Origin of the sequence: Wolbachia endosymbiont (group A) of Portevinia maculata, assembly GCF_964028525.1 — a bacterium.
GTDB lineage: Bacteria > Pseudomonadota > Alphaproteobacteria > Rickettsiales > Anaplasmataceae > Wolbachia.
The window spans coordinates 1,111,328-1,135,145 of record NZ_OZ034786.1; the positions used below are offsets into that span (position 1 = coordinate 1,111,328).

Genomic DNA, 23,818 nt, shown 5'->3' on the forward strand with positions numbered 1-23,818 from the left:
GGTTTTTAGATATACCTTAACCATCTAAGCGTTTTATTAGGGTTGGGGCCAAAGTCCCTGACCCTGAAAGCACTGGTGTTAATTTTTCTCATCCATTGTAAATATTGTACCGTACTGTCCACCTGATCATCATAACGGGCTTCTGGGAACATTAAAATTTCGTACTCGAAATCGCTGAGCCATACTGCTTGATGCGGCAGAAAAATCCTGCCAGACTCTATAGTCGGAACAATTTGATAAAATCGAGTGAGTTTGTCATTGTGTGGCACTATTTCAATAATCGGTAGATCGCTATTTGCCTTTAGCTCTTGTGTTAATTGCTGACCACTTGTTTTTGCTTCGATCAAAATTGCATGTGGTGCCCATCTTGCAGCTAGTGACAGAACTTGCTCTTTAAGCTTTGGATACTCAAGCTTTGCTCGATATACATCAAGTAAATAGAATTTATTATCTATTTTTGCCCAGGTGGTGCAGACGCTAAAGTCGCTGGAATCGTTTGTTGAAACTGCAGTGTCCCAGCTTTGTGTTACATGTGAGAGATTATCAGGGAAATTTTTATAGCGCTTTAGCCACTCTTGTTTAATTATACCGCTTGAAAGCGGCAGGGGGTTTTGTTGATATTGAGCAGCAAAAGCGTAACTCCCGAGTTCAACTTTTATCATCTCAACTTCTTCTCTTCCTCCCTCCAGGGGATATAATAACTCATTCTCTTCTCTTGAGTATAATACTCTTGCAGGTAGTGTCATTCCAGCACTTGATGCTGGAATCCAGTCTTTTGCGGTTGAATTTTCTGGATCCCAGTGTCTGGGCACTGGGATGACAGGAGGGGGGGTTGGAATGACACCAGTATGGTTATTAATTGAATAAATAACCTCCTTATTTTCAGAAATCATTGGCAAACAAATGTGATGCCATATGTTTTTTGGCTTGGATAAGAGGTGCCCAGTTAAGTCTTCCAGGTGGAGCCTATGCATCACAAGCACAATTACTCCTTTTTTTCTATCGTTGAGTCTCGTTACTAAAGTCTGATCGAACCAGTTTGTAACACGCTTTCTAAACGTTTCACTCAAAGCTTGAGCAGGGTTAAGCGGATCATCCACAATAATAAGATCACCACCTTCACCTGTTAACGTCCCTCCAACTGATGTTGCGATTCTGTATCCTCTCTGCACTGTTTGGAATTTATATTTAGTGTTCTGGTCTTTGGATAATTTTACCTCTGGAAACAGCTCTTTATACCAATCCGATTGCATTACGCACCTGGTGTCAAGCGAGTGCTTTTCGCTGAGCAGCCGAGAATAACTTGCAACTATTATTCTTGCGGTTGGCTGATTTCCCAGTATCCATGCGGGCCACGCAACGCTTATGCACATGGACTTCATTGAACGCGGAGGCATATTGAATATTATGCGCCTTACTTCGCCAGCATTCGCTGCTTTCAGCCTGTCTTCTATGACTTTTATGTACTGATAATCATTATACTCACATCCCGGCACCACCGTTTGAAAGCACAGTTCAATGAATTTTAGGAAGTTGATTTTGTTCATGTGTATATTTTAGTAAATGTTCTTACAAGTAGCTGACACTGGAATGACATCCTTTGGTTTTTATATATGGTTATGCAATAAATCTAATGTAGATTTGATTTATTTGATAAGATTGAAGTAGCTATAATGGCAAACGCTACTGCTTTGTGAATTTAGTAAATAACCTACGAAAAGTGCTATTTCTTTAACTTTATTGAAGTAAAAAACTGATTTCCATTGCGGTAAATGAGCAACATTATTGAATCTTTACCGTTTTTCTTTACTGCTGAATCAACTTGTTTTTGAAAATCATTAGTATTTTCTATATCGGTTCCATCTAATTGGATAATAATGTCTCCTTTTTTAATACCACGCAGCGTGGCATTACTGTTACTATCTACATTAATAACTATCACACCTTTTGTAGGATTACTTTCTTTTGATTCTTTTGGCAGGTTTGAAACAGTTAAACCAGTTATGTAATCGGATGTTGATTTATTTTCTTCTTGATTATTACCTTGACCATCATTTGCAGATTCTTCAATCACAACCTTAATATTGACCTCTTTGCCCTTTCTAAGTAACTTAATTTGTACTTTTTTTCCAGGTTCAGTTCTTGAAACCATTTGAGGCAGTTGTGTCATTCTATCAATTTTTTTATCATCAAATTCTAATAATATGTCACCCACCTTAATTCCACCTTTTTCTGCAGGGCTATCCTTTACTATACTTGCAACCAGTGCACCTTTTGTATCTTTTAAACCCAAAGACTCAGCAAATTCTTTCGTTATAGGCTGAACTTGCACACCAAGCCAACCATGTTTTATTTTTTTGCCACTTTTTAATGTGTCAATAATTGACATAGCTAAATTAGATGGTATAGCAAAGCCTATACCCACGTTACCGCCAGACTCAGATGGGGAATAGATAGCGGTGTTAATGCCTATAACTTTTCCATTTAAATCAAATAATGGCCCTCCAGAGTTGCCTCTATTAATTGCAGCATCAGTTTGAATAAATTCATTCATAGTGCCGATACTAATGTCTCTGGACCTTGCAGATATAATTCCTGTGCTTACAGAGCTACCCAAACCAAATGGGTTACCTATTGCAATAACTGTATCGCCAACCCTTGCTGTATCAGAATTACTAAATGCAACAAAAGGAAGATCTTTATTAGAATGAACCTTAAGCACAGCAAGATCAGTTCTTGCATCATAGCCTAAAACTTCTGCTTTGAAATAAGTATTATCGTTCATAGTAACTGTGATATCTTGGGCGTTTTTAATAACGTGATAATTGGTTACTATAGTTCCACCTTTATCTATAATAAACCCAGAACCAAGCAGCACCACCTCTCTGTTAACACTAGGGCCCCTATCCATAAAAAACTGATCAAAATGCTCAAAAAATTCTCTAAAATCATCAAAGAAATTATTTCTTGGCATAAAAGGGATTTTAGTTCTATTGTTACTTTCTTGTTTGATTATTTGTTCGCTTGAAATATTTACAACCGCAGGAATGAGTTCTTCCACTAAATCGGCAAGTCCTTGATTACAGTTACATGCAGTAGTGCTAGCATCAACGACCTTTTTTGCATTCCAATCAAACATATTAGCGTATGAAGAAAACGCAATTAGAAAATATGCAAATATAGATAAAATAAATGCCTTACTTTTCATAAATTATTTCCATCCTTTGTTTAAAATATCTAAAAAGTTATTGTTTGGTGAAAGTACAAATTTAGTATTATTTTCGGCAAATGATTTACTGTAAGCGCTCATAGAGCGATAAAAGTTAAAAAACTCTTCATCAACCTTAAATGCCTCATTATAAATTCTAGTTGCTTCAGCATAACCACGGCCCCTTATTTCATATGATTCTTTTACTGCACTGGAGATAATTTCCCTTTTTAATTTATCAGCTTTTGATCTAACTTCCTGCCCAGCTTGCTCTCCTTCTGCTCTAATTTCTTTTGCTTCTTTTTCCCTTTCAGTTTGCATACGGCGAAATATTGCAGAACTATTTTCTTCTGGTAAATCTGCTCTCTTAATTCTTACGTCTATTATTTCTATGCCAAATTTTTCAGCTTCAGAATAAACTCCACGCTGAATCAATTGCATAACCTCTGATCTTTTTTCGTTCAACAAACTAATCAACGAAAATCTGCCTATATTTTCTCTTATGTGTGCTTCTATAACCGGATACAATCTTCTAACCAGCCCTGATTCATTCCTCACAGCCTGGTAAAAAGTAACAGGATTTGTTATTTTATATTTTGCATACGCATCTACTATAATACGTTTTTGATCCGCTGTTATCACTTCCCTTGGGATCTTATCAGGACTTAAATCTAAAACTCTTTTATCAAGAAACTCTACACTGTTTATGAATGGTAACTTAAAATATAAGCCACTTTCCCTAACATCTCTTACAACTTTACCGAGTTGTATAACTATCGCTTGCTTTGTTTCTTGCACAACAAATATTGAATTAAATAAAACAATCAATAAAACAACAAATACAGAAACAAAAACAATTTTAATATTACTACTCATGGTTATTTCCCTAAATTTGTAAGAGGTAAATAAGAAAACATACCTTTCAGATCATCAGTTACAACAACTTTGTCTACCTTACTGAAAATATTTTCCATAGTTTCAAGATAAATATGATTCTTAACGAGAGAAGGATTCTGTCTATATTCCTCATAAAGAGATAAAAAGCGATTTGCATTACCTTTTGCTTCATTTATTACTTCATTCTCATATGCCTCTGCATCTAATTTTATCTTTATCGCTTCACCCTTTGCTCGAGGTATAATATCATTATTATAAGCGTATGCTTCGTTTATAGTACGCTCTTTGTCTGCACGAGCACTTTGTACATCTCTAAACGAACTGATTACTTTTTCTGGTGGATCAATTTTTTTCATTTGAACAGATAAAATCTCTATGCCCATTTGGTATCCATCAAGAATCTGCTGCAATAGAATTCTAGTATCTCTAGAAATTTCTGGTCTGCCTTGACCAAGTGCAAAAGAGATCGTGTTTTTACCTATTATTTCTCTCATGGCACTTTCAGCAGCATTTTTAACACTGAAACCGGGTTTGTAATCCCGCACTTTGAATAAATAGTCCTTAGCATCTCTAACGTGCCACTGAACCTCGAAGTTAACGTTGACTATATTTTCATCTCCAGTTAGCATCACACCTTCACCGCGATCTGTGTCTCGCCCATAAGAATTACTTACCCCAATTTCTTCACGATTTACTTCCTTAACATTCACTTTAAAAACCTTGCCAATAGGGTAGGGGAAGTGATAACGCAAACCAGGTGTTTCTGTATTAGAATATTTACCAAAGGTAAGTTCTATACTTTCCTCACTAGGATGGACAATATAAAAGCCAGTGCAAGCATAGAACAGTAAAATAATGAAATAAGGTTTTTTGCCCCTGTTTCTGGTTAATCCATTAAGAAAGAACCTTACATCAGATACAGCTTTACTTAAAATATCTTCATTATTAGGAGTTTTGTTCCCTACCGGTTTCTTTCCCAGATTCCAAGGATTATTCTCATCAAACATAATGATTGATTCTATAATTAATACGCTAATATTACTTCTTTAATAAGAAAATGCAAACATAAATTGCTATTTTATTTACAAATTAATCATCAGGATGGAAAACATGATCGTACACTTCCTTTTCTCTATGTAGTATGGTCGACTCTATAGAATTTTCTGGCTTTTTTTTGAATTCTTTGTTGTCACTCTTTAAGTGCACTACGTCTTCGTGAAAATGGGAATTATACCTAAATAGTAAAGCTATTATTATTAAAGTTATAACAGCCAAAAAGATGAGTGCCCTTTTTATGCACCTCATAAATACTCCGGCTTCTTGACCTAATTTTCTACGCTTCCAAAAAACACGTCAAGCAGAATTATTCAAAGACAAATGAACATTAACAGCCAAATTAACACTAACTTAAGAATCGAGGGTGTACAATATGAATATATTTAATTAATAGTGAGGTTTAAAATGTTACCTAATAATGAAACAAATTCAAATGTTGTTGAAATACAACAACTTCAACAACAAAATAATTCTACGCCTTCTTCAGAGGATTTATTAAAACAAAAAATAGAATCATTGGGGAAAGAAATAAAATCATTACAAAAGCAGGGTCGATTGGACCGTGGTATTTTTAGGTTGGGAGCAATTGGCTTCATATCTTATCTTGTTGCAACCAACTGGTCAGCAATTGCTTCTGCTTTTTCAACTACAGGAACAGCTACAGTCGCTGCAGGAACAGCTGCTGTACCAATAGCTGGAATTGTAATTGGAGCAGTAGTAGGAGCTATTGTTTTGGTTGGTGCTTCTTATGCAATGTGGAAATATAGAGCACAAATAAAAGAAGGCTTCAAATATGCTGCAGAAAAGACAGTTGATGGGGCGAAGTATATTGGCGGAAAAATTAGAGATGGTGCTGTATATTCCAAAAACAAGGTAAAAGAGGGTTATGAATATTCGGCAGCTTCACTAGAAAGAGGTGTTAGCTTCGTAGGTGAAAAAGTAAAGAAAGGAGCAAGTCGTGTGACTGAGGCAGCGGCAAATAAGTTATATAATGCGGCTGGTAGCGAGAATTATTCAGACAGAATAAATGATGAGCTTGTTCCTGATTCATCACAAAAGAAGAAAATTCAAGAAATAAAAGGGGATCTCAAGGCAATTTTTGCTGACAAAGGAAATAATTCTGGGTTAGTAAAAAATATACTTTCTGGAATATTGTCAAAAATTGATTTAAAAATGGCAGAGGAAGCAAAATTAGGATGGAAAGAGTATACTCCTAAGTGGCAAGTACAGAAAGAATTCATTCATAATTTAAATGAAAAAAGTTTGTATAGCTTGTTAACAAAAAGGTCATTGCCTAAGTATAGGTATTTCATCGACAGTGTTTTCTCTGACCATTATGATGAAATTAAGGAGGTTATTAAAGAATGTAAAGAAAGTCATTTGTATTCAAGCGTAAGCAATATGTTCAACAAAGCTGAGAAAAGAGCTAACAGGCCTTCTTTCAAAAGTTTAACTAGGTCTATATCGTCATCATTGTCTTCACTAGGAAGAAAAGACTCTACACAATCAACTAGCAGTTTATCAGAAAGCAGTTCAATGAGTTCACTAGATTCTGTAAGGACTGACAGTACTATTAGCAGCGAAGCGGAATTGTTCAATCCTGCGAAGCATAAAGAAGTGAAAACAACTGCTCCATTTAAAGTGCCATTATGGTTGGGGGGTAAAAAAGCACCAGAAGAAACTACTAATGTTAAATATCAAGTTCTTTCTGAATCAGACACGTTGTCTAGACAAGTAGGAAAGAGCACTTTTTACGTTGATACTCCTATTCCCATTGAAAATACTGGTAAAACTGCAACAGCAGGAGGAAGACTTTCTGGTAAGCAGCCTATTCCAGTTACTCCACCAAAGGTATCAAGAAGCTCTTCTACTGATAGTAGAATGGGTTCTGGTTCTTCTACGCCAAAAAGTCCTTCTCTAGAAGACTTAAGTAAAGCTCGTGCAGAACTGAAAAAAAACAGGTTATCTGGGCAAAATGGTGGAACAGCCTTCTACGTGTAAGTCTGAAGTTTACATTGAACCACAGCAGCCAGGAGTTACATCTGGTAAGTAGCATAAACAAAACCACTCACTTTCTCCAAAGGATGTTACTCATTGAGTAACATCCTTTTTTTGTTTTTAAACTATAGAAAAATCCCAGCGTTATGCGCACAAACGTATGAACATTGTGATTTCTCCACTAGGGAAGGTGTCATCCCAGTGCCTTGACTACTTGGATCCAGGAATTTTGTTAAGTTGGGAAGCATAAAAGTAGCCGTTTTATGTTAAAATACAACATTTTGATGATTATGAAAAGGCTGGATTCCAGCGTCAAGCGCTGGAATGACATGGTGAGGCGTCATCCTGCTGCTCCTTTCTTGCCATCCCAGTAGCCTCCTTTCTTGCCATCCCAGTAGCCTCCTTTTTTTGTCATCCCAATACCCCCTCTTGTCATCCCAGCGCCCTCTCTTGTCATCCCAGTGCGTGACACTGGGATCTAGCCATTTCACGCAATCCCATCGAAAACGCTGTGTTTTAAAAAATGTTAGCCACTTTCATGTTTACCAACTTAGTGCTCAATCAAAATTCCTAGATCCCAGTGTCACGCACTGGGATGACATGGGAAGGAAGCACTGGAATGACAGAAGAGAGCACTCGGATGACAGGGGAAGGAGGCACTGGAATGACAGAAGAGAGTGCTGGAATGACAGAAAAATCTAATCTATTTTCTCTTGATGAATAAACCTAAGTGGAGTATAGTAGAAATGCATTTACGTAGATTCTAATGAATAATTTAGTTTTGATTTATACAACTTTTTCAAGTTTGAAGGAGGCTAAAACTGTTTCTGAGGAATTGTTAAACGAGAAATTAATTGTATGTGTAAATATATTTCCTGAAGTGAATTCTCTGTATTTATGGGAAGGTAAAATTAGTAATAGTTGTGAAGTAGTAGCAATTATGAAGAGCAAAAATGATCAAGTTGATAAAATTGTAGAAAAAATCGAAGCAATGCATTCTTATGATCAGCCAGCTATTGCTGTGATGTCCATAGAAAAAGCAAATAAATCTTTTACTAATTGGGCTAATAGTGTTATTGATGTAAGTAGTATTGGGGTGTAGCCAAGTGGTAAGGCAGCGGTTTTTGATACCGTCACGCGAAGGTTCGAATCCTTCCACCCCAGCCATATTGAAGTGGGTGTGAAATGATATCACTTTTCTATAAATTAAGATTATTGAATTATATATTAGGTAGTCTAAAAGATATAATTGTGAAACTGTTTCTCTTCACAATGTATCTTTACACATCCAGCATTGTGCTCATGTTTCTCAGCAATGGTTTTTGGTATGCTGTAGAATTTGGCTCTTTCAAAAATGCGTTTTACCATTTATTTCAATATTGCAAGTGGTATTATGAAAATAGGGAAGACCTCGGTTACGGAATTTCTATTCGAATATTAGTAGCATTCCTTACTCCGCATTTTCTCTATAAGTTGTTCCTTAGCACAGGCTGGAAGTCTTTTTTAAAGGAAAAGATAGTGCAGATACTCAGCACAAGAAGAAAAAAGGGTAGTGAGTTCAGTAACAGTAGTAAACCAAGTGGCAGTAGTTATAGTGATAAGAATAATTACAGCAATAACAGTGAGCATCACGCTCAAGATGCAAAGCGGAAAGTAAACATAATAAAGCAGCTATTAATCAAAGATATAGAGGCAACTATAGATAGGAGATTGAATGATATTTTTTTCGGTAAAAGGAGTAAACCTCATTAAAAAGGCTTTATCTAGTAAGGCTTTTTAAGATTGGCTGTATTTTGTTTTTTACGTATACCGGATCACAATCAGCCAATATACATGTGTGTGCAAAATCTTGACTAAAGTCCGATAATCAAGAAATCGCCTTACGTTTCTCTACCAAGCTTTCTGTTTTTTTACAGTGACTTGCTGCATCAGTCATTGCCTGCGCTATTACTGATTTCCACAGCAAATAATACCTTTGTATATCATCTGACGTACTATTTGTTTCATAGTGGTTAAAAAATTCTTTAAAATTGAAGTTGTTTGACATAATGATACCTCTTTGGATTGAAATTTGAAATGATTTGAGTTTATGTCGCCACAGCAGATCCCGCTAACAAGTAGCGGGATGACGATTGTCAGGGTGTCATCCCAGTGCCTCTCTATAATGTCATCCCAGTGCCTCTCTATAATGTCATCCCAGTAGCCCCTATAATGTCATCCCAGTGCCTCTCTATAATGTCATCCCAGTAGCCCCTATAATGTCATCCGAGTAGCTGACACTGGGATCTCATTTCACTCTATAATAGCAGTGCTCCTTTCTTGTCATCCCAGTACTGATTAGCTATAAAATTTAAGAAATTTACCAAATAAAAAAAAAGGCAAAAGAAGCCCCGTGGTTGGCTAATTACTTACATTATACTTTCAAGTATGGCGTTTTTTTATTCTAAACGCTTAATAACCGCGATTTAGCTGCTTTTTAATGCAACTAACCTTTAGTCATAAATGTTTAAGAAATTTACTAAACAGAAAAAAAGGCAAAAGAAACCCTAGGGTAGCTAGTTATTCACTATCCATTTTTTAAGTTGGCGTTTTTTGATGTTTTAAATGCTTTATAAGCGTATTTCAGCTTGTATAGGTAAAAACCTAGAAATTTGATAAAGACATAGAGTGCACATAGTGCAAAAAATTAAACATGAGACGCCAAATACGTTGAGTTTTTTTGTCATTTAATCTGTACAGAGAAGATAAATAAATAGCTTCAGTTTCATAATAAGGGGCTGGCGGAGTTTGTCAAGTAAGTTTTTTCGTTTCTATGTTGTCAGCTACTTGCATGACACCATTTGTTGTAAACTCACTTTTTCTTGATTTTTTGGTTTATCTTGTCTACCTATTTTGCCACTCTGCTAAACGGATACCTACTGAATAACAGTAAGATTTTTCAATCCTGTTCCACAGCAAATTTTAGTGCCATGTGAGTAGTTATAGTGCTGTTAACAATCAAAACGACAAAAATTAACATGGTGATTAGTAGTGTATAAATATTCAAGGACAAATTTTCAAATTGAGTTAGCATTTTAAAATACACAAAGGTTGGCATTATCATTGGCAAAACAAGAATTTGCGATACTCCTGATGCTAAGTTGTTTCGACCAATCATCAATGCATTTCCAGTAGCTGAAATATTAATGATTATCAGCGTATTAAATAATAAAGACACTCCAACTGCTATTGAGTGTTCAATACTATTGCCTAGAACTGCAAAGCTGAATATGGAAGAAACCACTGAAATCGGTAGCCCAAATAATAACCAGTGAGCGAAAATTTTATAAGCAACTATAAGCCTAGAAGAGAGTGGCTGTACAAAGATTTGCTCTAATATTCCATCATGATAATCAGATGTAAACAAATTATTTGTAGAGATCTGCAAAACAAATGTAGCACATATCCATGTTAATGTTAACATAACTTCTTGTTTATTGTTGTTTTCAAGTGTAAATGAAGATAAACTTAACATTATAATAAAAATACATACTATATAGGTAAGGTTCTTACCATCTATTACTAATTTTTTTACTAAGTCGATCATACTAGGCTTTTAAATGTTTATTATAAATTATAGTGTTTACTTTGAGGGTAGTATAATTTTTTGTTCATAAGTTATATAGGTTTTATTATTTTTTTGATAATGCAATTATGGAAAAGTTACCGAAAATAAAGTCACCAGAGGATTATACTCCTTCAGAAGATGAAGAATATATGAGCGTAAAACAACTGGAATACTTCAGCTTAAAGTTACAATCAATACTCGCTGAGTTGGAGAAACAAGAACTAGAAGATAATAGTATTGATACATACTATTCTGATGGAGATAGTGGAAATGAGGAATTAATCAAGCGCCGAAAAGATAGAAAAGAAAAGATTAAGGAGGCGTTAGAAAAAATAAAATTAGGCACTTATGGTTACTGCGATGGAACAGGAGAAGAAATAGGAGTCGAAAGACTTAAAGCTAATCCGCTTGCTATATATTGTATTGAAGAGCAAGAGAGAGTAGAAAAAGAAAAGAACGTGTACAACATTAACGATTAATTTACACATAAGTGGTGAGCCATTGGGCTTCAAGAGGAGCAAGAGGCGGATCAGGACTGAAGTATGTTATGCTATAAAGAAAGTGGAAAATTGGACATTCTCAACTCGACTCCTGCAGATTAAAAATTAAGTTGAATTAAAAATTGGGTTTGACACAGTTTATTTAACACTCCCTAAAAATTTAACGATTAGAATTATAATTACAAACCACAGTAAAAAATAGACTTTTTCATTTGATTTATTTTTAACTTGGATGTTTTCTAATTTTTTATCAGCTATTAGGTTTAATTTTTCTATAAGGCTAAATATCCCTTGGATTGTTTTTACAGGATAAGAATTTCTAATTTTTTCCCTATACCCTATTTTACTTTCATGTTGACTGCTTATCCACGCTTCAACTACTTTCCACATATTGATTTCTGGGTAGATCTTTCTACATGTCCCTTCCAGTAAAATCATAGTTTTCTGCAGCAATAACAATTGTGTTTGAACTTTCATATCAAAATCACCAGTTATTTTTAATAGCTGAGCAAGTAAACTAGCAAATGAAATCTTCTGTATAGGCTGCCCAATAATGGGTTCACCTATTGCCCTGCAAGCTGTGACAAAATTTCTATGCTGTGATGAAACGTAACCAGCTTTAAAGTGCATTTTTGCAACGTGGTCATAATCCCGATTTAAAAAGCCTTTGAGTATCTCTATAACGTAATAGCATGTCTCACGATCTATTCTACCCATGATTCCACAATCCAGGGCAATAATATTGTTATTACTATCAACCATTAGATTTCCAGGATGCATATCAGCATGAAAAAAACAATCCCTGTATACCTGACTACAAAACGATTCTATAAGATTGATAGCTATTTGCTTACGATTATTCAGTTTTTCAACTTCGTATATTGGTGTTGCTTCTATCCATTCTAATGTTAAAACCTTTTTTGCAGTTCTATTCCAATCTATTTCAGGTACATAAAAACCTCTGTCATTTTTTGTGTTTTCCTTTAGTTCTGAAGAGTGAGCAGCTTCAAAACGTAGATCTAACTCTAATCGGCAAATTTCAGCAAAAGTTTTGACTAATTCAATTGGCCTCAGCCTTTTTGATTGTTCGCTAAATTTTTCTGCAATTTCTGCAAGCCAAGAAAGCATTTTTATATCCCTTGAGAATGTTTTCTCAATATTTGGCCTTAAAACCTTCACAGCAACTTCCTTACCCTCAGTTGTAACCGCTCTATGCACCTGAGAAATCGATGCTGCTGCAATTGGCTTTTCAGAAAAGCTTGAAAAAATGTCGCTCAATTTACAATTAAACTCACTTTCTATAGTTTTAACTGCTATTTTATGTGAAAATGATGGCAATCTATCACATATCAATAACAAGTTATTTGTTATATCCTCATTTAAAACATCAGTACGTGATGAGATAGACTGCCCAAACTTAATGAACACCGGACCTAATTTTTCAAGAGCACACTTTAGCTTATGGCCTTGTATTTTATTTATTGATTTCTTTGATGGTGGAAGTAAATAAGGTAATATATTGTAACGTGTCAGCACTGTAGTTATGTGCAGAAGACGCAAAATATTTTGAATCATTTTGCTGCGTAACTGCTAAATATTTCATTTAGGGTTCTATTTTTCATAATCTCATCAGGCTTGCCTTGGCAATAGATAGTATTATTTATACAAATTACGTAATCTGAGGATGGTAGAGCAGAGTTAAGATCATGAGAAGTCATAAGAATCGATACCAATCGTTTTTTTGCTATTTTATTTATAATATCATAAAATTTAGCCCGCGCGTTAATATCCATTGCACTGACTGGTTCATCTAGAATGATCAAGTCAGGTTCTGCAATTAAACAACGTGCAAGCAGCAATAATTGTGTTTGCCCTGCAGAAATTTCTAACACTTGATTCTTCAAAATGTTACCGATACCAACCAACTCTATCGCTTCTGTAATAATGGATTGATTTTTCTTTAGTCTTTTCAAGGAGCTATTTAAAAGGAAATATTCAACTGTTATTGGCATCAAATTACTAATACTAAAATTTTGCGGCATATAGCCAATTTTTATGTTGTCAGCAAATACGATACTACCGGTACAGCTTTTATTTATGCCAGCAATTGCTTTCACTAAAGAGGTTTTACCTCCACCATTTGGACCAAGTATTGTAATTACGTCTCCTCTTTCCATGAACATATTGATATTGTCAAGGATTCTTTTACCATCATATGTGAGAGCAAGATTTTCTATTTTTAGAACACGATTATTGACATTATTTAACTTTTTGGCAAAATTTAACTTCTTCTCAACGTTTATATGAGACATTTACTGCCTTTTTTTCTATTACTTTCATTTACACTATACTATAATATTGCCTTTTCATCCAATTTAAAAGTTGTAGCTACAATCAAACCTATCCACTCACTTGTAGCTTCTGTGACAGAAGGAATTTTAGAACCGGAATTGCTTGGCTATGCAACATCTGCGCATAATTATATATTAAAGCCGTCTGATGCGAGTAATTTGGAATCAAGTGATGTCATATTTTACACTGACGATAACTTAGAGACGTTTGTTCAAACTTTCGCCAAAAATAATAAAGAACTAGTGCAATTGTCAAAGGTAATCAACCTACTTCCTGCTCGGCCACATTCATTTTCTAGAAAAATTACCAATACTCAAGATGAAAAAGACCTACACATTTGGCTGAGTCCCGAAAATGCAAAGAGCATGGTACTTTTTATAAGTGCAACATTGTCTAACATAGATAAAGAAAATTTCCATCGATACAACTCTAATGCAACAAAAGCCATAAAAAAAATAGACCAAGAAGTAAAAGAAATCGTGAAAGAACTGAATGATTTTAAAAATCAAAAATACATCGTCACTCACGATGCTTATCAATATTTTGAAAAATATTTTGGTTTAAATCACCCAAGCGCCATTCTTTCTATAGAAGAGGATTCGTACATAGGTATGAAGAGTTTAATGAAGCTAAAAAAGATAATGAAGGAAGAAAACGTTAAATGTATATTTGCTCATTCACAAGAAGATAGCATAAAGCCTAATGCTCTTTCTAATGACGCAAAAATGGTAGTTCTTGATCCTATTGGATCAGACATAGAGCCTGGAAAAGATGCATATCTAGCTATAATCAATAGCATTGCACAAAATTTCAAATCTTGTTTTGTTGAGTAACAAGTTCTTTTTAAAATGCCTCTGACTTACTGTTTTATTGTTCTGCATTTAAATCACCATTTGTCCTTTACATATTATACAGGTTTAGAATTATGCTTTATTCTTACGTTTATGTCTTGGTCCAATGCAATCAATAAGTTAAGCAAGTATTCTAAGGAAAACCCTTCGATTTTTGACCTATTGATTTGAGATACTTTAGGTTGATCAATCTTTAGAGCGCTTGCTGCTTTTTTCTGTGTTTTGTACCTCTTACTTATTAATTGTGCAATGACCTTTATTAATTTCAGTTTTGTATCTTTTACATCCCTCAACTCTACTATTATAGGATAACTTAATTGTAAATTTTGCATAATAATAAAATTCCTTATAAAAAAACTACTTTAATTTTTCTTCTTTAAATAATACGTGCCTTCTGACTACTGGGTCATACTTCCTAAACTCCAGTTTTCTGGTGAGCTTTTTTGGATTACGCTTTTTTACATAAAAATAGCCAGTTGATTTTTCTTCACCAGTTTTTGTTATCTTGATTGCAGTGCTGACTAACTTAACGAGCAAAGAAGCATTTTTTTTCGCCATACTTATAATGATATAATAAATTCTATGCGAGTTTATTACGCAAAACACTAAAAGTCAACCGAATAATGCAGATCGTAAAATTCTTGACAATCAACAGTGTATTAAGTAGCATGAAGTTAACTTCAGAATGAAAAGCAAACGGTAAATAAGTGGCAAATAGTGGCAAAAGGTTATTATTGATAGAAAATTCTGCCTGTTCTAATGAGGTAAGAGTTGCCTTATCAGTTAATAATAAGGTTGTAGAATTTGAACAAGAATTCAAGGAAAAAAAACAATTAAGAGGTAATATATACGTTGCTTATGTAAAGCGTATAGAGCCTTCTTTGCAAGCCGTATTTATTGAATATGGAAAAAACAAGCAAGGTTTTTTATCTTTTTCCGAGATATCTCTAGATTACTTCAATATTCCAGAAAAAGAAAAGGAAATTATCTTTGAGGGCTACTCAAATGACGATTGTACAGAAGAAGCTTCAGCAAATGTTTCTTCAGATTCTGCAGCTAGTAAGAATGTCAACGAGTTAGGTAGTGGTTTTGTAAGAGAGGTACCTTTATATAAAAAATACAAATTACAAGATGTTATTTCAGTAAATCAAAAAGTATTGGTCCAGCTAACTAAAGAGGAACGAGGCAATAAAGGAGCTTCATTTACAACATACATAACTTTAGTGGGTAGATACTGTGTTTTCATGCCAAATTCCATGAGTAAAGGTGGAGTGTCTCGCAGAATTGAAGATGCTAATGTCAGAAAGCAGTTAAAGGATATACTGAGTTCAATAAACTTGCCAAAAAGATCAGGTTTAATAGTAAGAACTGTTGGTTCAGGAAAAGATAAGAAAGAAATTGAGCAGGATTACAATTACTTATCCTCATTATGGCAGAGCATTCAAAAAAATGCCTTCTCTGTAAATGCTCCATCATTAATTTACAACGAAGCAGATGTAATTATGAGATCTGTTCGTGATTTTTGTAGCGATGGTATAGAAGTCATAGTATCTGGGAAGGAAGCTTTTGAAGCAGTGAGACAATATACTAAAAATGCATTAAAAGGTAGTAAGTTGCGTTACAGATTGTATAGAGGTTCTATCCCAATCTTTACTTACTATGGAATCGAAGATCAAATTTCTGAGTTATATAGCAATAGGGTAGAGTTGCCATCTGGTGGGTCTTTGGTAATAACTTTAACTGAGGCGTTTGTTTCAATAGACGTAAATTCAGGAAAGATGACAGGAGAAGATAGCATAGAAGAAACAGCTTATAGAACCAATATGGAAGCAGTACCTGAAATATCAAGACAGGTGAATCTTAGGGGCCTATCAGGATTAATAGTAGTCGATTTTATTGACATGTTGAAATATCAGTATTGCAGAGCTGTTGAGTCTGCTATAAAGCAAGCGTTTAAAGACGATAAAGCTAAAGTTCAATTTAGCTACATAAATGACTTTGGTTTAATGGTATTTTCAAGACAAAGAATTAAACCAAACATACAAGAAATTAATACTACAGAGTGTTTACACTGCAAGGGTATTGGAAGAGTAAAATCGAACGAAGTAATTGTTGCATCGATACTAAGGGATTTACAACACATTGCTCATAGGAACCAAAATAAGTCTTTTGATTTAGTAGCGCATAGTGCGGTTATAGCGCATATTTTTAATAATAAAAGGAATACAGTTTCTACAATCGAAAAAGAGTTTAATATTACATTGAACATTAGTATTGATAACAGTTTAGATGTAAATACATTTGTTTTAAAACAAGGAGATGATGTTAATTCAAACGGTTATAAGCCATTACAGAACTCTGGATACCAAATTGAGGATAGCAGCAATGAAGAAGTTGATAATTCAAATAAACTACGAGGCAATTTTTGGCTGACTAAATGGCTTTCGCGCTTTTTAAGTTCTAATAACTAATTAGAAACCCTAAATTGGGCTTGTAATTAATAAGTCCTATACTTATATATCCTTATATCAGATAATATTTACAATGGGGTACTCATTATGGGAAGAGCAATAGGCATAGATCTCGGAACAACAAATTCTTGTGTTGCAATAATGCAGGGCAAGGATACAAAGGTAATAGAAAATAAAGAAGGGGCAAGAACTACTCCATCTATAGTTGCATTTACTTCGTCAGGAGAAAGGTTGATTGGCGCTCCTGCAAAAAGACAAGCAACCACCAATGCAAGTAATACTTTTTTTGCTACTAAGAGATTAATAGGCCGTCAATACGGTGATTCTGAAATGAAAAATCTAAACGTGCCGTATAAAGTGTTTGCAGCAAAAAATGGTGACGCATGGGTTAAAACCACTGATAATAAAGAATACTCTCCTAGTCAAATTGGTGCATTCATACTACAAAACATGAAAGAAGCAGCAGAAGCTTATCTTGGAGAGGAAGTAAAAGATGCTGTGATAACAGTGCCAGCATACTTCAACGACTCTCAACGTCAAGCAACAAAAGATGCAGGAAAAATCGCCGGATTAAATGTGCTCAGAATAGTAAATGAACCGACTGCTGCAGCGCTTGCTTATGGTCTTGATAAGAAACATGGGCACACAATAGTGGTATATGACCTTGGTGGTGGTACATTTGATGTCTCAATACTTGAAATAGGTGAAGGGGTTTTTGAAGTAAAGGCTACAAATGGTGACACTCATCTTGGAGGTGAAGACTTTGATAACGCAATAGTGAGTTATTTACTAGATGAATTCAAGAAAAGTAATGGCATTGATTTGAAAAATGATCCAATGGCTATGCAAAGAATCAAAGAAGCTGCTGAAAAAGCGAAAATTGAATTATCAAGTGCAATGGAAACGGAAATAAATCTACCGTTTATTACAGCTGATGCAAGTGGTCCAAAACACTTAAATATGAAATTAACGAGAGCAAAACTTGAAAGCTTAGTGAATGGTTTAATCGAAAGAACTATGGCTCCTTGTAAAAAAGCTCTTGAGGATGCTGGTTTGTCTGCTAGTCAAATTGGCGAAGTGGTTCTCGTTGGTGGCATGACTCGTATGCCAAAAGTCATAGAGAAAGTTAAAGAATTCTTTGGCAAAGATCCACATAGAGGAGTAAATCCTGATGAAGTTGTAGCAATTGGAGCTGCAATACAGGCGGGAATCATTCAAGGTGATGTAAGAGATGTGTTACTACTTGACGTGACTCCACTTTCTCTTGGTATTGAGACTCTAGGAGGAGTATTCACTCCACTTATTGAACGTAATACTACTATTCCTACTAAAAAATCTCAAGTGTTTTCAACTGCAGAAGATAACCAAACAGCCGTTACAATTAAGGTACATCAAGGTGAAAGAAAATTGGCGGTTGATAACAAGCTACTTGGTCAGTTTAGTTTGGAAGGGATACCTCCTGCTCCTCGTGGAGTTCCTCAGATCGAAGTAACATTTGACATAGATGCAAATGGAATAGCACACGTTTCTGCAAAAGATAAAGCTACTGGAAAAGAGCAAAAAATACGCATTCAATCTTCAGGTGGTCTATCTGATGATGAAATAAATCGCATGGTAAAAGAAGCTGAAGAAAAAGCGCAAGAAGATGAAAAGCGCAAAAAGTTTATTGAAGTGAAGAATCAAGCGGATAGTTTAGTTCATTCTACAGAAAAGTCTCTGACAGAGTATGGTGATAAAGTTTCACCAGAAGATAAATCTGCTATTGAAAATGCAGTTAACGAATTAAAAGAAGTTAGTAAATCTGATAACATTGATGACGCTGATTCAATCCAGCAGAAAGTTACTAATCTTTCTCAATTATCTATGAAACTTGGAGAAGCTATGTATAATGCCTCACAACAAAATAGTGCTGGAAATGGCTTTTCATCAGAAGGGAATCCAAATGATAAAGAAGAAAAAGTAGTAGATTCTGATTATCAAGACATAGATAATAAGGAAGAGAATAAATAAGGGTGTATTGTTATATCACTTTTCCTGTCATCCCAGTGTCAGCTACTTGGATGACAAGAGGAGCATGTTGTTGCTTAAAGAAACCATTATGGATATTATTAAAACAATAGAAGAAAAGATACGCGATTCGATAGATGTAATTGATATCAACATTGTCGATGAATCAGCAAAGCATGCTGATCATTATTTTGCTTCATCTTCAACATTACCTTCGCACATTAAATTAATATTAATATCTGACGGCTTTATTGGAATGAGTATTCTAAAAAGACATAAGTTGATTTATGAGTTATTGAAGGGTGAGATAGAGCTAATACATGCAATTTCTCTTCACTTGTATACGCAAAACGAGTACAATTTAAAAAATAAATAATAAAAATGTGAAGGAAGAGTCTATATTAGTTAAAGCAGGAAGAAAATTTAATGACTATAAAGGTTCTATGAACCCGCCAGTTTATCATTCTTCTACCATATTATTTCCTACTTACAAGGACTACTTAAATGCAGCAAATGGAGAAAGTATATACGATGTAATCAACGATGGTGTTGCAAGGGATTATAGCTACAGTAATGTTGGTACTCCTACTGTCCATTATCTTTCAAATGCACTGGCTGAAATTGAAGGGAGTGGACAAGCGCTTATTTATCCTTCCGGACTATTTGCACTTACTTTTGCTATTTTGACTTTCACTAAAGCAGGCTCGCACGTTTTAATTCAAGATAATAGTTATTATAGGCTTAGGAGGTTTGCAGAAAATGAGCTACCAAAAAGAGGAACAGAAGTAACTTTTTATGATCCAACACAGGATATAACTGATTTAATTCAGAGTAATACTTCATTGATAATGATCGAGACTCCTGGTTCTATAATGTTTGAGATTTCGAATATAGAGCATATAGTAAAAGTTGCTAAAGAACATGGAATCGTAACCGTTTGCGACAATTCATGGGCCACTCCTTTGTTATTTAAGCCGCTTGATTATGGAATTGATGTTGCACTATATTCAGTGACAAAGTATCTAGCCGGTCACTCAGATTTAGTTATGGGAGCTATTATTGCTGAAGGTGAAATTTTTAAATTGCTTTATGAGAGCTATAAAAATTATGGAGTAACCATTCAATCGCACGACTGCTACCTTGCACACAGGGGACTAAGAACACTGCACACACGTATGAAAAGGCACCAAAATACAGCAATGGAAGTGGCAAAGTGGCTAGAAGCACAGCAAAAAGTTAGAAAGGTTTTATATCCAGCACTTCCCTCCCATCCTCAACACGAATTATGGAAAAGTTACTTCAAAGGAGCAAGCGGCACATTCAGTATAGCACTGGATAGAGAATATTCATGTGAAGAACTAAGCTGCATGGTTGATCATATGAAAATTTTTAGTATTGGTGCTTCTTGGGGAGGGTGCGACAGTTTGATATTACCAGTAGATCGTAGATCTATGTCAAGATCTGTAATGAATTCAGATTGTGGTGGAAGTTTCGTGCGAATATTTTGTGGACTGGAAGATCCTGAAGATTTAATCTTTGACCTTAATGACGCACTAAAAAGGTTACCATGTTTAGACTTTCAAAACGATGAAGTAGGACATGAAACTGAGAGAATTACTGCATGATATTGTTGATGTTAACTTTGACGTTGAAATCAAGGGCGTTACATGTAATCCCAAGAGAGTCAAGGAAGGTTATCTTTTCGTTTGTGTGTCTGCGGTGTCATTCCAGCGCGTGACGCTGGAATCTAGAAAACCAGCATGTATCCAGATTTTTCCTACTGAATCCCAGTATCACGCACACGACTGTGTAGACGTTGTCATACAAGGAACCAAAAAAGATGTCATCCCAGTGCTTGACTACTTGGATCCAGAAAATTTAATTGCAAATGAGCACACTAGGCAATTGTATAATAAAAACTGGATTCCAGTGTCACGCACTGGAATGACAGATACTTCGAGCTTTGCAGTGCTTGAACACCCAAATCCTCAAGAAATATACAGCGAAATAGTCAGCAGGTTTTATCAATTCAAACAGCCCAAATATGTTGCTGCTGTAACGGGTACGAATGGTAAAACTTCAGTAGTAGAATTTTGCCGCCAGATCTGGCAAAACTCTGGCTATAATGCTGCGTCTATTGGAACACTTGGAACATGCATCAATAATGGTAGAAAAGGTAATAGCAACAGTCTTACCACTCCAGATGCAGATGACCTTTACGCAACATTGCGTGGTATAAATGTAGAACACTTAGTGTTAGAAGCATCAAGTCATGGATTGATCAATATAGAATCCATGGATTAAAGTTGAGTGCTGCAGCTTTTACTAATTTCTCGCAAGATCATTTAGATTACCATAAAAATCTTGGTGAATATTTAGAAACTAAAAAAAGGTTATTTTACGAGGTATTACCAGAAGGAAAAACAGCGATTTTAAATGCGGATATAGATGAATACTACGCGTTGCTTAAGATAGCTGAAAAACGCAGCAACAAAATTATCACCTATGGAAAAACAGGCTCTGATATTACTTTATTGGAGCAAACACCAACCCCTAATGGTCAACACCTTACAATAAAAATTGGTGGTGAAATTTATGATACGTTTTTTCCGGTTCTGGGGCAATTTCAAGCATATAATCTGTTGTGTGCAATGGGTATAGTTACCTCGTCTGGACTGAATTACAGAGAAATATGCGTAGGAAAACTCGTTTCTCCACCAGGAAGAATGGAAAAAGTGAAACCTTTTGCATTTGTGGATTACGCTCATACTCCAAGTGCGCTTAAACAAGCCCTATTGTCTTTAAAATGGCACTTCAATAAAAAAATAATTCTAGTTTTTGGTTGTGGTGGCAATCGTGATCAAACAAAACGCGCAGAAATGGGTAAAGTAGCACAAATATATGCAGACAAAGTGATAATCACGGATGACAATCCGCGTGATGGGAATCCTGCAGAAATTCGTCGTGGTATTTTACTACATTGCCCTAATGCGCTAGAGATAGAAGATAGAAGAGAAGCTATAGAGAAAGGAGTAGATATTGCCTATAACGAGGGTATGATTCTGCTAGTTGCAGGAAAAGGACATGAGAAATTCCAAATTGTAGGAAGCCAAACTTTTGAGTTCAGTGATGTTGAGGTTATTAAAAATCATGCCTTAACATACTGATTTTCACAATGGGCTTACCTCCGTATCTGTTCAGGGACGTGGCTAATGTGCGAATATTGAAGCAAAAGTGATGTCATCCCAGTGCTTGACACTGGGATGACATCCTCCTGGTAGACAATGTTCGTACAGCTATGTGCGTAACGCTGGCACTGGAATCTAGAAAAAAATAGATCCAAGTAGTCAAGCTACTTGGATGACACTGACTGCTAATTTTTTATGCAAGAGGTCCAATCATTCACCGTTCTTGCAAGTGATAGCACTCTCACTTCTCTTGCACCGGAGTTTAAAATTTCTTGAGAGCAAGATCTTACAGTTGCTCCGGTTGTTACCACATCATCAACTAATATCACGATTTTATTTTCGATAATTTTCTTGTTGGTTATGCTAAAAGCCTTTTTCAAATTTTTTTCACGCTGTTTAAGTGAAAGACCAGCTTGAGGCGCAGTATGGCGAAGACGTTTTATTGCAAATGGCGTATAGGATAAATTGGACAACTTACTCAACTCTTTTGCAAGCAATGCTGCTTGATTATATTTACGTTTAAACAAGCGCATTTTATGTAACGGTATAGGAATTATGACCTCTGCGTTCTGAAACGTATCCTGATTAGCTTGGTGTATCCACTTTGCATAGATTTTTACGTAATTCAAATTATCAAAAAATTTGAAATTTATAATCATGTTTTTACTATGTTGATCATAAGCAAAAACTGATCTTAATACTTTAAACAGTGGAGGATTGATGATGCACTTACCACACGTATGAATATTGTCTGAGATTACTACGCCACAAACATTGCAGTAATGCTTAGTTAGAAAATTGATTTTTTTGTTGCATTCACTACATAGATTAAGATTTTCATCAATGATATATTCGCAACTTACGCATACGTTCGGAAATATAAGATTTGTAGCTTTTTTTAGTAAGAGAAGGTTCACAATTCATTAAATATATTATAAAATTTATATAGTATAGCTAAAGTAACTTGTGCTTACACTCTTTCACTTTTTATTTCATTTCAATGTAATTCAAACTGAGCCACTGCTGAAAAAGCAGAACTTATAACTTATTAGATAAAAGCTGATGTTTTTCTGGCTCCTGTATTTCACTTAACTTACTTTGCACTTTGTTGCAAGCCCACACAAGTGGCGTTATCATTGACGCGGCAGCCCAAATGATAGCAGCGCAAGCATAACTTACAATCTTGTTAAATACTTCAGCTACTGCACTAGCACAATCTTGCCCAGCACTTAAAAATGCATTTGAATGATCAACTAATGACTTTGTACTTGCTTTTAAACAATAGTCCCCTGTTATTTTTGATAATAACTTAATTGGGAAGTATGACAAATATGCTAGTATCAAACATAAAGGTTGCAATATTATGCTAGCTACTAGAAAAGCACCCCGTTCACAAAGTGGAAACACTTCCTCTGCCCTGTAACCCACGTATTCACATTTATCATTGTTTTTATAATACTTGTTATAATTGTCTTTACTCTCAACTCCACAAATTACATCTTTCACAGGTCCTAGCACATTATCAACGTAATGTACGGACTTATAGAAACTATTTTCTGGAACTAGTGTGCAATCTTCTGCTCTCTTAGCAGGTACAATTCCATGTTTAGCATACCTTTTAAAATATTGATATATTGACATTACCCTCTCCAAATCATAAATATGCAACCTAGCCTAATATAA

At 35.1% G+C, this 23,818-nt stretch carries 24 protein-coding genes, 1 tRNA gene and 1 pseudogene; 12 read left to right on the top strand and 14 right to left on the bottom strand.

The genetic code is table 11. From position 1 onward, the window contains the following. Positions 1–5: 5 nt before the first annotated feature. The 5 genes from terL to ABWU36_RS05550 form a co-directional block, all read right to left on the bottom strand. Positions 6–1,547, bottom strand: coding sequence for a phage terminase large subunit (gene terL, locus ABWU36_RS05530; RefSeq protein WP_265017484.1), 1,542 nt, complete (start codon positions 1,545–1,547; stop codon positions 6–8). Positions 1,548–1,723: 176 nt separating this feature from the next. Continuing rightward, on the bottom strand, positions 1,724–3,208 hold the full coding sequence (locus ABWU36_RS05535) for a DegQ family serine endoprotease (protein ID WP_253309713.1): 1,485 nt from the start codon (positions 3,206–3,208) through the stop codon (positions 1,724–1,726). A 3-nt stretch (positions 3,209–3,211) separates the two neighbouring features. Next, the gene (gene hflC / locus ABWU36_RS05540; protein ID WP_010962867.1) at positions 3,212–4,084 is read right to left on the bottom strand and encodes a protease modulator HflC; all 873 of its coding nucleotides are present in this window, start codon (positions 4,082–4,084) and stop codon (positions 3,212–3,214) included. Between the two features lie 2 nt (positions 4,085–4,086). After that, positions 4,087–5,112: an FtsH protease activity modulator HflK gene (gene hflK / locus ABWU36_RS05545; RefSeq protein ID WP_353273114.1), complete on the bottom strand. Its 1,026-nt coding sequence runs from the start codon at positions 5,110–5,112 to the stop codon at positions 4,087–4,089. 82 nt (positions 5,113–5,194) lie between these two features. After that, positions 5,195–5,410, bottom strand: coding sequence for a hypothetical protein (locus tag ABWU36_RS05550; RefSeq protein WP_264687826.1), 216 nt, complete (start codon positions 5,408–5,410; stop codon positions 5,195–5,197). 156 nt (positions 5,411–5,566) lie between these two features. Between ABWU36_RS05550 and ABWU36_RS05555 the strand changes: the two genes are divergently transcribed. Continuing rightward, a complete protein-coding gene (locus ABWU36_RS05555) occupies positions 5,567–7,162 on the top strand; it encodes a hypothetical protein (RefSeq protein WP_353273115.1) in 1,596 nt (531 codons plus the stop codon). Positions 7,163–7,425: 263 nt separating this feature from the next. On the opposite strand, the gene ABWU36_RS05560 is transcribed toward ABWU36_RS05555, so the two are convergent. Continuing rightward, positions 7,426–7,650, bottom strand: coding sequence for a hypothetical protein (locus ABWU36_RS05560; protein ID WP_353273116.1), 225 nt, complete (start codon positions 7,648–7,650; stop codon positions 7,426–7,428). 89 nt (positions 7,651–7,739) lie between these two features. Here ABWU36_RS05560 and ABWU36_RS05565 point away from each other — a divergent pair, with 89 nt between their 5' ends. The 4 genes from ABWU36_RS05565 (at position 7,740) to ABWU36_RS05580 (ending at position 8,911) form a co-directional block, all read left to right on the top strand. Further along, positions 7,740–7,883, top strand: a complete 144-nt coding sequence (locus tag ABWU36_RS05565; RefSeq protein ID WP_265045170.1) for a hypothetical protein — start codon at positions 7,740–7,742, stop codon at positions 7,881–7,883. Positions 7,884–7,925: 42 nt separating this feature from the next. Further along, on the top strand, positions 7,926–8,261 hold the full coding sequence (cutA, locus tag ABWU36_RS05570; protein WP_253309717.1) for a divalent-cation tolerance protein CutA: 336 nt from the start codon (positions 7,926–7,928) through the stop codon (positions 8,259–8,261). After that, positions 8,252–8,326 (top strand) — tRNA-Gln (locus tag ABWU36_RS05575). Before cutA ends, ABWU36_RS05575 begins: the two co-directional genes overlap by 10 nt. A gap of 18 nt (positions 8,327–8,344) precedes the next feature. After that, a complete protein-coding gene (locus tag ABWU36_RS05580; RefSeq protein ID WP_265016699.1) occupies positions 8,345–8,911 on the top strand; it encodes a hypothetical protein in 567 nt (188 codons plus the stop codon). Positions 8,912–9,026: 115 nt separating this feature from the next. On the opposite strand, the gene ABWU36_RS05585 is transcribed toward ABWU36_RS05580, so the two are convergent. After that, on the bottom strand, positions 9,027–9,206 hold the full coding sequence (locus tag ABWU36_RS05585; RefSeq protein ID WP_353273117.1) for a hypothetical protein: 180 nt from the start codon (positions 9,204–9,206) through the stop codon (positions 9,027–9,029). A gap of 891 nt (positions 9,207–10,097) precedes the next feature. Next, positions 10,098–10,745: a heme exporter protein CcmB gene (locus ABWU36_RS05590; protein WP_253309720.1), complete on the bottom strand. Its 648-nt coding sequence runs from the start codon at positions 10,743–10,745 to the stop codon at positions 10,098–10,100. Between the two features lie 107 nt (positions 10,746–10,852). Between ABWU36_RS05590 and ABWU36_RS05595 the strand changes: the two genes are divergently transcribed. After that, positions 10,853–11,245: a TraR/DksA family transcriptional regulator gene (locus tag ABWU36_RS05595; protein WP_253302608.1), complete on the top strand. Its 393-nt coding sequence runs from the start codon at positions 10,853–10,855 to the stop codon at positions 11,243–11,245. Positions 11,246–11,404: 159 nt separating this feature from the next. Here the strand turns inward: ABWU36_RS05595 and ubiB are convergent, their stop codons facing one another. Both ubiB and ABWU36_RS05605 read right to left on the bottom strand, forming a co-directional pair. Next, positions 11,405–12,841, bottom strand: coding sequence for a 2-polyprenylphenol 6-hydroxylase (gene ubiB, locus ABWU36_RS05600; RefSeq protein WP_353273118.1), 1,437 nt, complete (start codon positions 12,839–12,841; stop codon positions 11,405–11,407). Continuing rightward, positions 12,838–13,578, bottom strand: a complete 741-nt coding sequence (locus ABWU36_RS05605; RefSeq protein ID WP_064124826.1) for a metal ABC transporter ATP-binding protein — start codon at positions 13,576–13,578, stop codon at positions 12,838–12,840. Before ABWU36_RS05605 ends, ubiB begins: the two co-directional genes overlap by 4 nt. On the opposite strand from ABWU36_RS05605, the gene ABWU36_RS05610 reads away from it, so the two are divergent. Next, positions 13,570–14,451: a zinc ABC transporter substrate-binding protein gene (locus tag ABWU36_RS05610; protein WP_253309609.1), complete on the top strand. Its 882-nt coding sequence runs from the start codon at positions 13,570–13,572 to the stop codon at positions 14,449–14,451. The two genes, ABWU36_RS05605 and ABWU36_RS05610, sit on opposite strands and share 9 nt — an antisense overlap. A gap of 74 nt (positions 14,452–14,525) precedes the next feature. On the opposite strand, the gene ABWU36_RS05615 is transcribed toward ABWU36_RS05610, so the two are convergent. Next, entirely contained in the window at positions 14,526–14,801 is a 276-nt protein-coding gene (locus ABWU36_RS05615; protein ID WP_353273119.1) for a helix-turn-helix domain-containing protein, read from the bottom strand. Between the two features lie 25 nt (positions 14,802–14,826). Beyond that, the gene (gene rpmG, locus ABWU36_RS05620) at positions 14,827–15,027 is read right to left on the bottom strand and encodes a 50S ribosomal protein L33 (protein ID WP_064124823.1); all 201 of its coding nucleotides are present in this window, start codon (positions 15,025–15,027) and stop codon (positions 14,827–14,829) included. 149 nt (positions 15,028–15,176) lie between these two features. Between rpmG and ABWU36_RS05625 the strand changes: the two genes are divergently transcribed. The 5 genes and pseudogenes from ABWU36_RS05625 (at position 15,177) to ABWU36_RS05645 (ending at position 22,114) form a co-directional block, all read left to right on the top strand. After that, entirely contained in the window at positions 15,177–16,940 is a 1,764-nt protein-coding gene (locus tag ABWU36_RS05625; protein ID WP_264736208.1) for a ribonuclease E/G, read from the top strand. Between the two features lie 87 nt (positions 16,941–17,027). Beyond that, positions 17,028–18,950, top strand: a complete 1,923-nt coding sequence (gene dnaK, locus ABWU36_RS05630; RefSeq protein ID WP_264731144.1) for a molecular chaperone DnaK — start codon at positions 17,028–17,030, stop codon at positions 18,948–18,950. 88 nt (positions 18,951–19,038) lie between these two features. Beyond that, positions 19,039–19,323, top strand: a complete 285-nt coding sequence (locus ABWU36_RS05635; protein ID WP_253309613.1) for a BolA family protein — start codon at positions 19,039–19,041, stop codon at positions 19,321–19,323. A 7-nt stretch (positions 19,324–19,330) separates the two neighbouring features. Beyond that, positions 19,331–20,572, top strand: coding sequence for a cystathionine beta-lyase (gene metC, locus ABWU36_RS05640; RefSeq protein WP_264687837.1), 1,242 nt, complete (start codon positions 19,331–19,333; stop codon positions 20,570–20,572). Continuing rightward, positions 20,547–22,114 (top strand): annotated as a pseudogene (locus tag ABWU36_RS05645) (UDP-N-acetylmuramoyl-L-alanyl-D-glutamate--2,6-diaminopimelate ligase). Before metC ends, ABWU36_RS05645 begins: the two are co-directional and overlap by 26 nt. 206 nt (positions 22,115–22,320) lie before the next feature. On the opposite strand, the gene ABWU36_RS05650 reads toward ABWU36_RS05645, so the two are convergent. Both ABWU36_RS05650 and ABWU36_RS05655 read right to left on the bottom strand, forming a co-directional pair. Then, the gene (locus tag ABWU36_RS05650) at positions 22,321–23,052 is read right to left on the bottom strand and encodes a ComF family protein (protein ID WP_353273120.1); all 732 of its coding nucleotides are present in this window, start codon (positions 23,050–23,052) and stop codon (positions 22,321–22,323) included. A gap of 121 nt (positions 23,053–23,173) precedes the next feature. Then, complete coding sequence (locus ABWU36_RS05655; protein ID WP_253309617.1) at positions 23,174–23,776, bottom strand: hypothetical protein; 603 nt, start codon at positions 23,774–23,776, stop codon at positions 23,174–23,176. Between the last annotated feature and the right edge of the window lie 42 nt (positions 23,777–23,818).

Excerpts from the sequence above, each read along its gene's own strand:
- ABWU36_RS05655 (WP_253309617.1), bottom strand. The coding sequence starts at position 23,776 with ATGTCAATATATCAATATTTTAAAAGGTATGCTAAACATGGAATTGTA.
- ABWU36_RS05610 (WP_253309609.1), top strand. The coding sequence starts at position 13,570 with ATGAGACATTTACTGCCTTTTTTTCTATTACTTTCATTTACACTATAC.
- ABWU36_RS05550 (WP_264687826.1), bottom strand. The coding sequence starts at position 5,410 with ATGAGGTGCATAAAAAGGGCACTCATCTTTTTGGCTGTTATAACTTTA.
- ABWU36_RS05535 (WP_253309713.1), bottom strand. The coding sequence starts at position 3,208 with ATGAAAAGTAAGGCATTTATTTTATCTATATTTGCATATTTTCTAATT.
- ABWU36_RS05580 (WP_265016699.1), top strand. The coding sequence starts at position 8,345 with ATGATATCACTTTTCTATAAATTAAGATTATTGAATTATATATTAGGT.
- ABWU36_RS05595 (WP_253302608.1), top strand. The coding sequence starts at position 10,853 with ATGGAAAAGTTACCGAAAATAAAGTCACCAGAGGATTATACTCCTTCA.
- ABWU36_RS05605 (WP_064124826.1), bottom strand. The coding sequence starts at position 13,578 with ATGTCTCATATAAACGTTGAGAAGAAGTTAAATTTTGCCAAAAAGTTA.
- dnaK (WP_264731144.1), top strand. The coding sequence starts at position 17,028 with ATGGGAAGAGCAATAGGCATAGATCTCGGAACAACAAATTCTTGTGTT.
- hflK (WP_353273114.1), bottom strand. The coding sequence starts at position 5,112 with ATGTTTGATGAGAATAATCCTTGGAATCTGGGAAAGAAACCGGTAGGG.
- ABWU36_RS05590 (WP_253309720.1), bottom strand. The coding sequence starts at position 10,745 with ATGATCGACTTAGTAAAAAAATTAGTAATAGATGGTAAGAACCTTACC.
- ABWU36_RS05585 (WP_353273117.1), bottom strand. The coding sequence starts at position 9,206 with ATGTCAAACAACTTCAATTTTAAAGAATTTTTTAACCACTATGAAACA.
- rpmG (WP_064124823.1), bottom strand. The coding sequence starts at position 15,027 with ATGGCGAAAAAAAATGCTTCTTTGCTCGTTAAGTTAGTCAGCACTGCA.
- terL (WP_265017484.1), bottom strand. The coding sequence starts at position 1,547 with ATGAACAAAATCAACTTCCTAAAATTCATTGAACTGTGCTTTCAAACG.
- cutA (WP_253309717.1), top strand. The coding sequence starts at position 7,926 with ATGAATAATTTAGTTTTGATTTATACAACTTTTTCAAGTTTGAAGGAG.
- hflC (WP_010962867.1), bottom strand. The coding sequence starts at position 4,084 with ATGAGTAGTAATATTAAAATTGTTTTTGTTTCTGTATTTGTTGTTTTA.
- ABWU36_RS05555 (WP_353273115.1), top strand. The coding sequence starts at position 5,567 with ATGTTACCTAATAATGAAACAAATTCAAATGTTGTTGAAATACAACAA.
- ABWU36_RS05615 (WP_353273119.1), bottom strand. The coding sequence starts at position 14,801 with ATGCAAAATTTACAATTAAGTTATCCTATAATAGTAGAGTTGAGGGAT.
- ABWU36_RS05635 (WP_253309613.1), top strand. The coding sequence starts at position 19,039 with ATGGATATTATTAAAACAATAGAAGAAAAGATACGCGATTCGATAGAT.
- ubiB (WP_353273118.1), bottom strand. The coding sequence starts at position 12,841 with ATGATTCAAAATATTTTGCGTCTTCTGCACATAACTACAGTGCTGACA.